General features: G+C 61.6%; 10 protein-coding genes and 1 pseudogene. 2 read left to right on the top strand and 9 right to left on the bottom strand.

Features of this window, described 5'->3' with window-relative positions:
• Positions 1-40: 40 nt before the first annotated feature.
• From J1C48_RS07870 to J1C48_RS07835, 9 genes and pseudogenes are all read right to left on the bottom strand, one after another.
• Positions 41-1,402: an NAD(P)-binding domain-containing protein gene (locus tag J1C48_RS07870; protein ID WP_207257278.1), complete on the bottom strand. Its 1,362-nt coding sequence runs from the start codon at positions 1,400-1,402 to the stop codon at positions 41-43.
• Positions 1,403-1,906: 504 nt separating this feature from the next.
• A complete protein-coding gene (locus J1C48_RS07865; protein ID WP_207257277.1) occupies positions 1,907-4,249 on the bottom strand; it encodes a tetratricopeptide repeat protein in 2,343 nt (780 codons plus the stop codon).
• A gap of 311 nt (positions 4,250-4,560) precedes the next feature.
• Positions 4,561-5,439 carry a dTDP-4-dehydrorhamnose reductase gene (gene rfbD, locus J1C48_RS07860; protein WP_207257379.1) on the bottom strand — a complete coding sequence of 293 codons (879 nt, stop codon included), beginning with the start codon at positions 5,437-5,439 and terminating at the stop codon, positions 4,561-4,563.
• A gap of 420 nt (positions 5,440-5,859) precedes the next feature.
• A pseudogene (locus tag J1C48_RS18905) lies at positions 5,860-5,952 on the bottom strand (amino acid ABC transporter ATP-binding protein); the annotation flags it as partial.
• 198 nt (positions 5,953-6,150) lie between these two features.
• Positions 6,151-7,449: a Dyp-type peroxidase gene (locus tag J1C48_RS07855; RefSeq protein WP_207257276.1), complete on the bottom strand. Its 1,299-nt coding sequence runs from the start codon at positions 7,447-7,449 to the stop codon at positions 6,151-6,153.
• Entirely contained in the window at positions 7,449-8,663 is a 1,215-nt protein-coding gene (gene efeO, locus J1C48_RS07850) for an iron uptake system protein EfeO (RefSeq protein ID WP_207257275.1), read from the bottom strand. The genes J1C48_RS07855 and efeO overlap by 1 nt, the downstream gene beginning before the upstream one ends.
• Positions 8,650-10,278 carry an iron uptake transporter permease EfeU gene (gene efeU, locus J1C48_RS07845; protein ID WP_207257274.1) on the bottom strand — a complete coding sequence of 543 codons (1,629 nt, stop codon included), beginning with the start codon at positions 10,276-10,278 and terminating at the stop codon, positions 8,650-8,652. Before efeU ends, efeO begins: the two co-directional genes overlap by 14 nt.
• A 398-nt stretch (positions 10,279-10,676) precedes the next feature.
• Positions 10,677-11,054 carry a helix-turn-helix domain-containing protein gene (locus tag J1C48_RS07840; protein WP_207257273.1) on the bottom strand — a complete coding sequence of 126 codons (378 nt, stop codon included), beginning with the start codon at positions 11,052-11,054 and terminating at the stop codon, positions 10,677-10,679.
• A 52-nt stretch (positions 11,055-11,106) separates the two neighbouring features.
• Positions 11,107-12,120, bottom strand: coding sequence for a LysR family transcriptional regulator (locus J1C48_RS07835; RefSeq protein ID WP_207257272.1), 1,014 nt, complete (start codon positions 12,118-12,120; stop codon positions 11,107-11,109).
• Positions 12,121-12,211: 91 nt separating this feature from the next.
• Here J1C48_RS07835 and J1C48_RS07830 point away from each other — a divergent pair, with 91 nt between their 5' ends.
• Both J1C48_RS07830 and J1C48_RS07825 read left to right on the top strand, forming a co-directional pair.
• Positions 12,212-13,354, top strand: coding sequence for a GNAT family N-acetyltransferase (locus J1C48_RS07830; RefSeq protein ID WP_207257271.1), 1,143 nt, complete (start codon positions 12,212-12,214; stop codon positions 13,352-13,354).
• Positions 13,345-13,617 (top strand): hypothetical protein, encoded by a 273-nt coding sequence (locus J1C48_RS07825; RefSeq protein WP_207257270.1) that lies wholly within the window; start codon positions 13,345-13,347, stop codon positions 13,615-13,617. Before J1C48_RS07830 ends, J1C48_RS07825 begins: the two co-directional genes overlap by 10 nt.
• Positions 13,618-13,708 lie beyond the last annotated feature (91 nt).

Below are 13,708 nucleotides of genomic sequence, written 5' to 3'. Positions count from 1 at the left end.
CTCGGGCTCCCCGTTACCGCCTCGCACCATGTCCCGGTGGCTATTCGGCCGCCTCGCGCACCGCCATGAACGCTTCGAGGGAATCGTCCATCGCGTCCATCCAGTCGGTGTGATGACGCGGCGCCATCGTGCCGGTCAGCGTCGAGCGATAGGAGCGATCGCGATAGGTCAGGATGCCCGCCTCCTTGTGATGCTCCCACTCTTTGAAGAGCTCAGCGACACGGTCGACGTCGAGGGCTGGATAATCTGTCGCTTGCAAAAGGTCGCGGACGTAGTCGGTCTGGAAATCAATTGCCTGAAGCGGATCGCCCACCGCCTCTTCGCGCGCCCGCCAAGCGGCGATGTCGGCCTGGCGATCGGCGTGCGGCGGCAGCGCGATCCGCCCGAGGAGGACATCGCGGACAAACCACGCCTGGGCGTCGAACATGTTGAAGGTATAGTACTGATCCTGCATGCCGACATAGGCGATCTTCGGATTGTCCTGCCAGATCACGCCCTTGTAGAGACCAAGCGGATAAAGCCGGTTGTCGGTCTTCAGCCGCAATTGGTCCGGCAGGAACGGATAACTGTGGCGATAGCCGGTGCACAGGACGATCGCGTCGACCTCGCGGCGGCTGCTGTCCTTGAATGTCACTTGGTTGCCGGCGATCTCGGTCACCAGCGGCCGCTCCTCGAAACCTTCGGGCCAGTCGAAGCCCATCGGCCGGGTACGATAGCTGAAGACAATGCCGCTCGCGCCATATTTGAAGCACTGCACGCCGATGTCCTCGGCCGAATAGCTGGAACCGACGATCAGCACCGTCTTGCCGGCGAATTCGTCCGCCGAGCGAAAGTCGTGGGAATGCAGCACGCGGCCGGGAAAGCTCTCGATCCCCGGGAACGACGGCACGTTGGGCACCGAGAAATGGCCGTTGGCGACGACCACCGCGTCAAATTCCTCGCAGCGGGTCTCATCGCGCAAGAGATCGGCAACCGTCAGGGCGAAGCGCTGACGCGCTGCGTCATAGGCGACGTGTCGCACCGGCGTGCGGAAGCGGACATACGGCTTGACGCCGCTTTTTTCGACCCGGCCGGCGATATAGTCGTGCAGCACGGCGCGGGGCGGATAGGAGGGGATGGGCCGGCCGAAATGCTCCTCGAAGGAATAGTCGGCAAATTCCAGACATTCCTTCGGCCCGTTGGACCAGAGATAACGGTACATCGAGCCATGGACCGGCTCGCCGAATTCGTCGAGCCCGGTGCGCCACGTGTAGTTCCACAGGCCGCCCCAGGTCTCCTGCTTTTCGAAGCAGACGATGTCGGGGATCGTTGCGCCCTTGCGCCGCGCCGTCTCGAAGGCACGCAACACCGCCAGACCGCTCGGTCCGGCGCCGATGATGGCCAGTCTCGCAACCCTGGTCATGGCTTCCCGCTCCATCCAATCTCACACATTTTCGCTCGCGCGCACCCGTTAAGCGCCCTGCGTCCCTTCGGATGCAGAAAGGTCGCTCTAAGCCTTTGAATCGACGCATCGTGCTTTGCCGAAAATCGATTCCGATTTTCGGGCCGATGCTGGAGCCGCACGGCCCGCAGACGCACTCTCGGGTTGGTCAGCGCCGGCCCGTCATTCCCGTAAAATCATCGCCGTCACGTCATCGCCGGCCCGCAACGATCTGCCGAAAGCGCCCGGCCCGTATCGCCGCGCCACCAAGAACACACGCCCAAAGGCCAACGACCATCAGGAAACGCAAATTTTTATTACGTGTCAACTATAATTCTTGAAGAGAAAATTCAGGGGGCCAAATCAACGCTCCGTCGGTCGGCACCATCCGGCCAATCGTTAAAAATCGGCGCAGCCGAAGGCCGCCGGTCGACTGCGTTGGATAGGGTCGAGCCAAAATTTGAGAAGGCGGCGTGAAGCGACGCGCTATCGCAGCTTGGCAAAAGCGAGCGCCTGCTCGGCATCGACGGCAGCGATCAAGCGGAACGGCAGGGTGGCATCGACCCATATCGGATTGACTGTGGGGTCGGCGCAAAACCGTTCCCGGCCCCATCGCGCCTCGATTGTCCGACGCTCCGACATGCTTCGCGCCGCCCGCTCAAGATCGAGATGGTCGAAGCCCCGAGATTTCGACTCGGCATGATAGAGGCTAATGTCGGGCGTCCAGAGGACCGCAAGACCCTTGGCCTGCAGCTTCAGACACAAATCGACATCGCTGTATCCAACCGGCAGCCCAACGGCATCAAAGCCGCCGACAGCTTCGAAATCGGCCTTCCGAACCGCCATGAACGCGCCGGTGACAGCGCTCACCTGCCGTGTCATTTGCCAGCGTCCCAACGGCCCGGGCGCCTTGGACGGCTCGTAGAGCCCATCATGGATCACCGATCCCTTCCAGCCGAAGATCACACCGGCATGCTGGATCGTATCGTCATGATAAAGCAGCTTGGCGCCAAGCGCGCCGACTTCTGGCCGTGCCAGATGACCGCGCAGCATCTCGTCCCAGCCGCCGGTCAACATTTCCATATCATCGTTGGCAAAGAGCAAGAGTGGTGACTTGGCTTGCTCAGCCGCCACATTGTTGAGATGCGACCAGTTGAACGCGCCCTCGTCACGCCAGACCGAAACGTTTTGACGAGCAGAAAGCGCCGTCAGTTGATCGCGGTCCGCGGGACGGTCTGTCCCGTTATCGACGACCAGGCACGCGACGGCATCTGGCTTTCCCGCGCGGTCAAAGAGGCTTTTGACCATCGCCGTGCAGTCGTCTGCGTTGTTGCGTGTTGGAACGATCACGGTGATCGTGTCGGCCTCCTTCGGTGCCGGCCAAACCAGCCGTAAAGGTCGCTTGCCGTCGGTGCCTTTTGTCGCCAGTCGGCAACCTGGCATCGCCAAGCTGAGATGGCGTTCCACTGCACGCTCGTGCCCCTGCGAGGCCGCCCCGCTGCCAACGTCATCCGATTCGTGATCACGCGGGACACTGGCGATCAACGGAAGCGGCAGATGGGCAATGCGCAATGCCGCTCGCGTGCTCGCAAACAGGAGGTCGGAGCGGGCAAAGGCGATGTCATCCTCCGCCGACGAAAGATCAAGGCTCCTGAACGCCGCGGTTCGCACGGCCATCGACGCGCCCCAGACATTCGCCTGGAGGAGCATGTCGCGGTCGAAGCGGCCCCGCGCCGCAAAGGCGATCGGCTCGCCGGCTCCAGGGCTCAGCCACTCTTCATCACAGGTCACAACGGCCGCGTCGCCAGCCGTCATCACCGTGGCCACCCAGGCGACGCAACTGCGGTCGAGAATGGCGTGGTCTCTCAGAAAGAGAACAGCGCTTTCGCTCGCGGCGTGCGCGAGGCGATATTCCAAAGCGCTGGCCGTCTCGCCGCTCTCACGGCCGGCAAATTGCAGACGGGGCTCCGCCCGCATGATGCGTGCGACAGCCTTCTGCCCGTCCGGATCCGCGTCGAGGATGACGGTACGCCAGGTTCCAACCGTCTGCGTGACGATCGAGGCCAGAAGCCGATGCAACGCATCAGGATCGAGCCCCGCCGCCCGCGCCAAGATCAGGACGCTCGGCAACGGCGTATCCATGGGCGTCGGCACTGGGAGCTGATGAACGCGCCGAAAGGTCCCGTAGGCCTGGACAGGAAAGGACCGTAGCGTCGCCAGATCCGGGAGATGGGATGAGATCTCCGCAAGCCGAGTGCGCATCTCGGCAACGTCCACTGACATCTTCAGCAGCGTCTCGACGCCGGAATTCTTCATCTGGGCAACGAAGTCCATGCCCTGCTCGCGCTGTTCGCCAGCCTGCACCAATTCCCACGCGGCCTGCTCATGCCCGGGCTCCAGCGCAAACGCCTTGCGATAGGCGTCGATCGCCGCAGATCGCTCTCCCATCAGCTTCAGGGTATGACCGAGATGGAGATAGGCTCTTGCGCTCTTCGGATTGTCATCGAGCGCCGAACGATAGTGCACAAGCGACGCTTCGAATTGCCCGGCATCGCGCAGCAAATTGCCGCAAAGGATCTTCAGCCGAGTGCTCCACGGCGCCAACGCCAGCGCTGCCCTGTAAGCGATCGCAGCGTCCGCCACGCGACCGCGCTTGCGTCGCACGTCAGCGCGGCGCACCAAGGCTTGACGCCACCACCACCGCTTTGCCGCCGCGAGATCGCGGGTGCGAACACCCCCTGGATCCCGCACCAGGTTACGCCACGAATAACGGGCCGGATCGATACCGTCCTGCGCCGCGAACCAGCCAATCAACGCCTCTAACGACATGCCCTGAGGCGTTTCCCCCCCCACTTCAGCAGGCGATGCCACCGTTTCAGATGGCGATATGGTCTGCGATCGGCCGGCCGCGTCTAGAGCGGAATGCGATGAACCGGAATCGCTATTCCGCTCCAAACCTTTGCTTTGCCGCATGTCGGGATCCGAAACGTCATGCAACGTTTCGGCATCATGCTCTAGTCGTTCCGATCCGCGACGGAATTTTTGAAAGACGCCATTCCACATGCTCGCCTCCGCAGACGTCTAGACACACGGCGACAAGCGCTGCCGGCTGCAGCCGGCACGGGGTGCCGCTTAAGGGATCACTGCTTAGCGAGCGCAGCCAAGCACCGGGGAATCGTGTCGATCCAATTCGGGAAACGATATCCGAAAGTGGTGGTAAAGTGGCTATTGTCGAGCCGGGAATTGGCAGGGCGACGCGCGGGCGTTGGATAGTCGGCCGTGGTGATCCGGGTAACCTTGGCCGCAGGACCGCCGCTCGCCCTTGATGCCACGAAAATCGCCTCGGCAAATCCCGCCCAACTCGTCTCGCCGCAAGCGACCATGTGATAGATTCCCGACCACGCACCGCCCGGCTCGCCGGTTACCCGGTCGCAAACGGCCAGCACCGCCGCCGCGATATCGGGTGCATAGGTTGGCGTTCCGCGTTGATCGGCGACCACCCTCAGCTCATCGCGATCCTTTGCAACACGGAGCATCGTCTTCAGAAAGTTGTTGCCGTAAGGGCTGAAGACCCAAGCGGTTCGCAGCACGACAGCGCGCGGATTGGCAGCCAAAACGCGCGCCTCGCCCTCAAGCTTCGTGCTGCCATAGACCCCTGTCGGCCCAGTCGCATCGGACTCGAGATAAGGGGAGGTCTTGTCGCCGGAAAAAACATAGTCGGTCGAAATATGGATGACCGGCAGGTCCACATCAAACGCAGCCCGAGAAACGTGCTCGGCCCCCTCCGCATTGACCGCGAAAGCCGCCTCGGGTTCGCTCTCGGCCTTGTCAACGGCCGTGTAAGCCGCGGCGTTAACGACGACGTCGGGTTTCACGGCAGCGATCGCCGCGGTGATCGTGGCCGGGTCGGTCAGGTCGAGGTCGGGTCGCCCGACCGGAAAGACGGCATGTGCGTCGTCGGCCAAATCGGCCAGGCAACGGGCAACCTGACCATCGCGTCCGGTCACAAGTATCCGCATCGTCCAACTCCATTTCATCGACATCGCGATCTGTCACGATCGCAAAACGCCATAACATCAAGGCTTCTCGGCGACCGCCCCGAACCCTTGGCAAAATCGTCGCCAATCAACGCTCGGATGCCATCGGCAAGCGCTGTGTCCATGGCATGTTTTGCAGAAAAGATCGCCACCGCCCAGCCATTTCGCGCGCCGTGCGTCCGACAGGACGCACACAAGACGCGCAGTCTGACAAAGTCGGCGCATCGGAGGCAAAGCGCGTCTTAGAGCGCCCTGCGTCCGATCGGACGCAGAAAGGTCGCTCTCACCCTTTGAATCGACGCATCGGGCTTTGCCGAAAATCGATTCCGATGTTCGGGCCGATGCTGGAGTGGTGACGGTGACTAGGCTGATGCCGTCCTTGGCGAGATTCTTGATGACCTACAGCGCTTCGTTGACGAGTTCGGGATCGAGCGCCGAGGTCACCTTGTCGAACAGCATCCGTTTCGGATTCATCGCGATCGCCCGACCGATTGCCGCGTCGATGCGCGCCGGTTCGCAAGCGCAGCGACACCGACCGAGAGAGCCCCTCAGCCTGCCGGCACCACAAGCCGCAGAGCCGAAAGCGCATAAAGCCGACGATGAGCGGAACTCACCGCCGGCCCGATGTTTCAGTACGCGTGTCAAATGCCGATCCGCATCCGGATTCGCGGCGTCTGCGACTGTCGGGCCTCGTCACGTCTGCGCGCTAAACAGCGCCTCGCCGATATAGGATCCCTCACGCGGAGCCGGCGGCACGAAGAAAATCGCCGATCCGATATGGGAGATATATTCGTTCATCCCATCGGATGCGCCGAGACGCTCCTGCAGCGTCTCGAACTGCGCCGGATCCTTTTGATAGGAGATGAACAGCAGGCCGGCATCAAGCTGGCCGACGGCATTGATTCCATCCGTGTAATTATAGGAGCGGCGCAAAATCTTGATGCCGCCATTGTTCTCGTGCGCGGCAAGATGAATATGCGCATTGGCCGGAATCAACAGATCGCCGTTGGCATCGCGGGCCGCAAAGTCGGGCGTTTCGAATTCATAGGTGCCGGAAAGCGGCGCCCCCGATACCTTATGCCGACCGAAAACGGCATTCTGATCGCTGACGCGGTCCGTATCCCAGTTCTCGATATGCATCGCGATCTTGCGGACCACTTGGTAAGAACCCTGATGCTGCCATTTCGGCCCGTCGGCGATGAAAACATGCCGGGCGAAATCCTCGTCGTCGACGATGTTGCGCGTGCCGTCCTTAAAGCCAAACAGATTGCGCGGCGTCGTCTGCCCTTTCCCGGCCGAAGCGCGCCCAAAGCCCATGACCGTCCAGCGCGTCTGCGCCACACCCGTCTGCTTGGCGATGCGCGCGAGATCGCGGACGGCGTGATAAGCAACCTGCTGGTCGTCGCAGCAGGCCTGAAGCGACAGATCTCCACCGGTGAGCTCCGGCCGGAAGGCATCACTCGGCAGCTGCTTCAACTCGCGCATCAAGGGTGGGCGTTTGTCCGCAAGACCCAAGGCTTCGGTGAAGATACGCGGGCCGAGGCCGACCGTCACGCTCAGCGATGCCGGATCGAGCCCCAGAGCCTCGCCGGTATCGAAGCCCACCGCCCCTTGACGCTCAGGCTCGACCTGACCGATCGGCTCGCCCTTCATCAGCTGAGCGATCGCCGCCGACCAACGCGCGAGCAAGACCTGAAGGGCCCGCTGATCGGTCGTGGTCAAGTCGAAGGTCATATAGAGAATGTGGCGCTGCGGCGGCGTATGAATCCCCGCTTGCGCCACGCCCTCCCCATAAAAGGGAATCGAACGATCGAGATCAATCTCATCGTCGCTGCCGGTGCTCGCTTTCGACGAGGACCCGGCCTCGGCATGGCTCGGGGCGATAGCCGCCCCGAAGCCACCGGCCACTGCGCCGAGCAGCATGCCCCGGCGGGAGAGATGCATCCCCCCCGCCGCCTTTTCACCCGTCTTTTCGACAGCGTCGTCGTTCATCACCGTGCCGTTGCAACTTTTTCAGAGATCTTTGAAAGCGGCTCCTGGAGGGCCTGAATGATCTTGGAAAGCTTGGCCGCATCGGAGGCCTTCAACGCCGCCGTGTAGACCTTATAGCCACCGGGAACCTTCGGGTCGCGATACGTTTCGATGACCTTGTGAACATTGGCGAACTGCTTGGCAACCAGCGAGGTGAGATCGGGGTCGATCTTCTCCATGCCCGGCTTCAAAAACGCGAAGGCTTGTTCGGCGCCCTCGATATTGGCCGCGAAGTCGATGAGGTCGACATGACTGAACGCCTCTTCCTCGCCGGTGATCTTACTGGTCTGGACTTCTTCAAGGAGATCTGCGGCACCATTCGCCAGATCCTCGGGCTGATATTTCAACTTGCCGGCCAACTCGTCAAGCTTCTTGACATTGGCATAGAGCTCGGCCGCCAGCTTTTTGGTCCCATCGGTGATCGCGTTGTTCTGGTAAAGATCGCGCTCGATTGCATGGAAGCCGTGCCAACCGACAGCCGGATCGAGATTGGAAGCCCGCATATCGATCAGATAGTCGAGATTACCGGCATTGTCAGTGGCTTTGAAGCCGGGCAGCACGAAACCGTCGACGTCGGACTCGATGCGTTCGTAGAAGGCCCGCGAACCCGGATAGACAGCCTTCGCCTTGTCAATGTCGCCCGCCTGAATGGCGGCATTCAACTGACCGACCGCCGTCACCATGGCGTCAACGACACCGTCGACATAATGGGCGTAACCCTTGGTGCCGTCGGCGAAGAGATTTGCGACGGTGCCGGACTTCTTCACGGCCTTGCCCTTGACGGTGAAGGCGACGGTTTCCTTCGCCGCGCCGGGGCAGTAGATCTGATACTTGCCGCCGCCGAGGGTAACGGTAAAGCCGACCGTCGGCAGACCCGGCGCCAGATTTTCCTTCTCGCCGAGGATCCGGTCGTTGCTCAAAAGCTCGACCTCATTGATCGAAGTCGCGGTCTTGTTGGTGACCTTAAAGGTGACCGGACCTGCTTTCGCCGCATCATGATCCAGCTTGCAGGAGCCGCCCTTGTCGCCGGTGAGCGTGATCGCAACCTGCGAGGCGCCGTTATGGATCGGCGCTTCGCTCGCAAGCGCGGAACCCGGTAGCAGGGGCATCAGGGCGGCAAGGCCCGTAATTCCACCGAAACGCAGGGAATGAACGAGCGACTTAATGCGAGGCATGCGGTTCTCCTTTAAGATCATGATGCGGTAATGGGATTGCGTTGGTGGCTCGGGAGGAGCGGCGTTCGCGCTGCAGCAAGCGCCAGCCCGTCACCGTGAAAAAGAGCGCGATCGCCAACAGGCCGATCGGCAGATCCCGCACCCAGAACGCTCGGCCAGCCTCAGCCAATTCGAGGGCGGAGAACGTTCGAGCCGCCTTTTCGCGGTAGGCGTCGGACACCTGCCAGCCGGCGGCGAAGGGCATCTGATCGAGATCGGCGACACGCAGGAAGCGCGCGCCCATCAAGCCACTTCCCGACAGCTTCACGAGCACCTTGTCGGTCTCCTGGGCATCGAGAAGCTGCCCCTTGACTGTCCAGAGGTCGAGCGAACGGTCGAGCGTCCAGTCCGCGGTAAAAGGCCCCGGATGGGACGAAGGGCTGAGCCCGCGCGGCAATCGACCACCGGCCAGCCGAACGACGTCGTCCAAACTAAGCTCTTCGGGCATGTCTTCGGGCCGTGCGCGCGCGCTGACGGTCCAGAGCCGAGCGGCCATGCCCGCGTGGTGGGTGGGCTGGCTCTCCGCGCCGGCAAGATCGATGCTGCCTTGCGGCACGCCTTCGCGATCGAGATCGAGCAGCGAAGGCGTTCCATCCACCGCCCGTTCAAGCGAAATCGTGCCGGCCGACGTCATCGCCTCCGCCTTGGCTGTCACGATCGGGACAGCGCCCGGCAAAACAGTCGCCGGCTCCGGGTAGAAAAGCGCAAGCGCCGCGGCGAGACCCGCGAGTGCCCCGGCCCCGAGAAACCGCAGCTTCACGGCTGTCGCCGCACTCGGCCGTCGGCTCTGCGGCCAGTAGACCAGCAGCGCGGTCGGCACGAGATAGGCGAGCCAGCCGATCACTTCGATCTGGCGGGGATCGGCCGGGATGCCGAGCACGCCGGTCACCAACGCGGATTGAATGGTGCCGGGCGCCACCAACCAGGCGAGATGCAAGGCGACGCCCTGCCCCACATTCAGCCAGCCGGCCTCATGCGCCGTTCGCAACGACGAAACGACCAGTCCCGCGGCGACGAGAATGAGAAAAACGCCCGTGGCGCGAAAGAAGCGCGATAGATTGATCCGCACCCCGCCGACATAGATGCCCCAGCCGATGACGACGGCCATCAGCAAGCCAACGATCGCCCCGGCCGCCGCCAATCCGGCAGACTGCGCTGCCGAAAAGGTTGCGAGCAGGAAAACGCTCGTCTCGAAGCCTTCCTTGAGAACCGCGAGAAAGGCCATGACCGCCAGCGCCAAGCCGCTGGCTCGGCTCAGCGCTTCGGCCGCATCGGCCTCAATCTGCCGCTTCATGTCGCGGGCGTGCTGATTCATCCAGAAGATCATGCCGGTGACGAAGACGACGGCGAGCGCCCCGATCACCGTCTCCAGCCCCTCCTGCGCCGCCTGCGGCAACGCCTGCTCCACCCAAGCGAGGCCGACGCCGACCGCCAACGATAAAATGACGGCGAGCACCACGCCGACCCACATGGCGACGAGACTATGGCCGTTCTTCCTGAGGAACGCGGCGATGATGCCAACGATGAGAGCCGCTTCGAGGCCCTCGCGCAAGCCGATGACGAGCGTGGCGAGCATGCCATCCCTTCATGATCGTGGTCGGTGGTCGTCGTAAGCGGAGCAGTTCAATGCACGAGTTGAACACCACACTCATCGACGGATCTTCCGCGTCTAACGCCGCAGATACCTGACATCAACGATCATAATTTTGATTGATTCTAGTGAAGGCCATATAATTGAAAGGCAAATGTCATGCGTCACCAAAAGGAAGTTTGTAATTCAATAGGTTGAGCGCAGTCGGCAACAGCCTGTAGGTGGCAAAATGAATTTTTCGTAATGTTTTGCGGCCACCCTCAAGCAACCGGCAGAATAAACGCTTAAGGTGAAATTTCTTCCAGATTATAGTGAAAATTGTACCGCCTACATTGCGAAAGCAACGTTTTGGATGTGGCGGTACAGAATGCAGAGTCGCGAATTTAGCGATCGGACGAGCCCGTATCTGGATTACGGTCCTTCCGACGCGCCACGATCTTTTCGATCAACCGATCAACCGCACGCCTCGCCTCAATGTCGTGCAGGCTGGTGGTATGCGGTTCTATCTCGTTGCGCACTAACTCGTGCTCGTGCGTCAACGGTGCTTCGAACCCGTCGAAAAAAAAGAGCGGCGAAATCTTCAACCGTTCGCAAACCTGATGCAACAGACTCGCGCCAATCCGCTCTTCGCCGCATTCGAATCGCAACAACCGATCCGGCGACACATCCAGGGCGACGGCCAACTCTTCCGCGCTCACGCCCGCGGCTCTGCGGGCTTCGCGCAGCCGCTTGCCAACAAAAACGTCAATTGGTGCTGGCATTTTCCACTGCCTCCGCTGCATCGCACACTCTTTGCGTTTGTTGCAAAAGTAATCAAGTGGAATAGTTGTAAATGGGAGTTAGTCCACGAAAATAAGTGGCGAGATCAGACTGAGAGAAATGCTCGGTGATTGCACTTGGCGGCATAAAGCTTTCGCCGAACCAAGGAAAACGCCGGTCTGAAAACGAGTCCGCTAGCCAATCGATAAAGGCGCGATGGCGCGCGGTCTTGCGCACCTCCGGATGCAGTGACATCCAAATATCGACGCGAAAGACAAGATCGATATCCACTGGCACGACGTCGGCACCGATCGCGATAGCGTAATTTGGCAGAAGACCGATGCCGGCGCCTTTTGCGATCGCCCAATAATGCGCACTGGCAAAGTTGGTGTTCAGTTTGACGATTCGCTCGCCGAGATCGATCCCGAAGACGGCCGAAAAGTCGATGTGCTGAAGCTGCTCGGTCTGCTGGACGACGAGGCGGTGGTTGATGAGGTCGGCGATGGTGCGCGGCGTGCCGTATTTTTCGAGATAGGAGCGGCTGGCGAAGGGGATGGTGTGCAGGTAGCCGAGGCGCCGCTTGATCAGTTCCGGCGCCGAAGGCTCGGTGAGCTGCACCGAGATATCGGCTTCGAGCCGAAGGACGTCGACCGAGCGCATGGCACATTGCAGATTGATCTGCACATCCCGGCCGTCGTCGCTCTCCATGAATTCGGTCAGCCGCGGGGTCAGCCAGAAACTGCCCAGCCCTTCGGTGATGGCGAGATAGATCGGACCGGCACGGGTGGTGGCCGAGGTCTGGGCGACCCGCCACATATCCGACATCGACTGCTCGACCTCGCGCGCCGAGCTGATGACACGCCGCCCCTCCGCCGTCAGCCGAACGCCGCCGACATCGCGATAGAACAGCTTGTAGCCAAGCTGATCCTCCAGCCGTCCGATCGCATTGCGCACGGTGTTGACGCCGATTCCCAAGGCGTCCGATGCCGCGCGGAAACTGCGATGTCGATCGACCAGAAGAAAGATGCGGACCGAATCCCAATCGACGCCGCGCCAGGGATGTTCCATCAGCGCAACGCCCCCCTTTCAAAACCGAACAATCGGATCATGGAGATTTCACTTAGGATCATGACAACCGATACTACCCGTGGGGATAAAGATGGTAAATCAGACAGAGGACGGCATTGCCAAGGCCGCACGTCTGATCGAGGTGCGAAATTCGGTCTCCCGCGGGGCCATCGACGCCCTGTTGCCGAAGGCCGAGAAAGCCATCGGACGCCTCGCCAGCCCCGAAACCATCGAGCGTCTGACCCGCAGCAATCCGGACACCATCTGGCTCGTCTCCCGGCGCGGACGTCAGCCCGAAGGCTTCGTCACGGTGCTGCTCTTGAACCGGGACGGCTACGAAGCACTGCTCGACGGGCGGATGAATCTGTTCGATCCCGAAGAGCGCTATCTGGTGCGCCAGGCAGAGACCCCAGCCGCGGTCTATAGCTGGGCGTCCTACACGCCGGGCCTTCTCGCCAACGCCATTCCGATGGTCGTCGATCACTTCTCTTCGCCGCGTTATGCCGGTGCCGACATGATCGCCAATGTCACCACCGAACGCGGCCGCCGCGCGATGCTGCGGCTCGGCTTCGAGGAAGGTGTTGAATGGCGGGGCAAGTTCAAACCACACCTGTTCGTCAAGCACCGGTCGAAGACCTCGCTGCTCAGGCCGCGCCCGCGCTACGATCGACAGATCGCACCGGCCCGCGACACCGGCATCACCGTGGTGCACGGCATCGACCAACTGTTCAAGGTCGCCGCGATCCGCAGCGCCGTCTATATCGGCGAACAGTCCTGCCCTTTCGACGAGGAGTTTGACGGCAACGACTTCGCCGCGACCCATCTTCTCTATTCGGTCGAGGGCGAGCCGGCCGGCTGCATGCGCATCCGCTTCTTCGGTGACTTCGCCAAAATGGAGCGCCTGGCGGTGCGCAAGGAGTTTCGCCAGTCGACGATCGCATTCGAACTCGTGCGCGCGAGCGTGCAGCTGTGCCGGGACAAGGGTTTTCGCAAGCTCTATGGCCACGCCCGTGAGGATTACCTGCCCTTCTGGCAGCGTTTCGGCTTCAAGGTGAAGCACAACGGCACGCCCTTCGGCTTTTCCGGGCACAGTTTCGTCGAGATGGTCGACGACATCGAGCCGCCGCCCCATGCGATTTCGATCGATGACGACCCGTACAGACTGATCCGCCCCGAGGGCCAATGGGCCTATCCCGGTGTGCTCGACCCGCAGGGACGGTCTCCATGGCTTTGAGCGACAGCAGCGACATGGATCTCCAAATGGCAACGCTTATCCATGAAATCGCACGCTGCAAAACGCTGGCGGACGAGTTCAATTTGCCTTTCGCCGTCCGACTGCTCGACCTCTGCCTCCTGGAAGTGGCGATGGAGTGGGAAGGCCGCAGCCGTGAGGAACCGCTCGGCGACGAGGAACTGTTGATCGTGCTGCTGCGCTCCAAGCTGAAAATCGCCCTGTCGGAGCACCCCGGCGGGGTCATCATGTCCTCGACACCATAAGGCACTGTGCGGCCGACCGTCCGGAAAAAACAAAAAAGAGTCAGGCTCCGGCGGAACACGGTGACCAAGATCATCCGCACGAAGCCGCGGC

The sequence above is a fragment of the Jiella flava genome, assembly GCF_017349315.1.
Taxonomy (GTDB): Bacteria; Pseudomonadota; Alphaproteobacteria; order Rhizobiales; family Rhizobiaceae; genus Jiella; species Jiella flava.
This window is presented reverse-complemented; position numbering and strand designations above follow the sequence as displayed.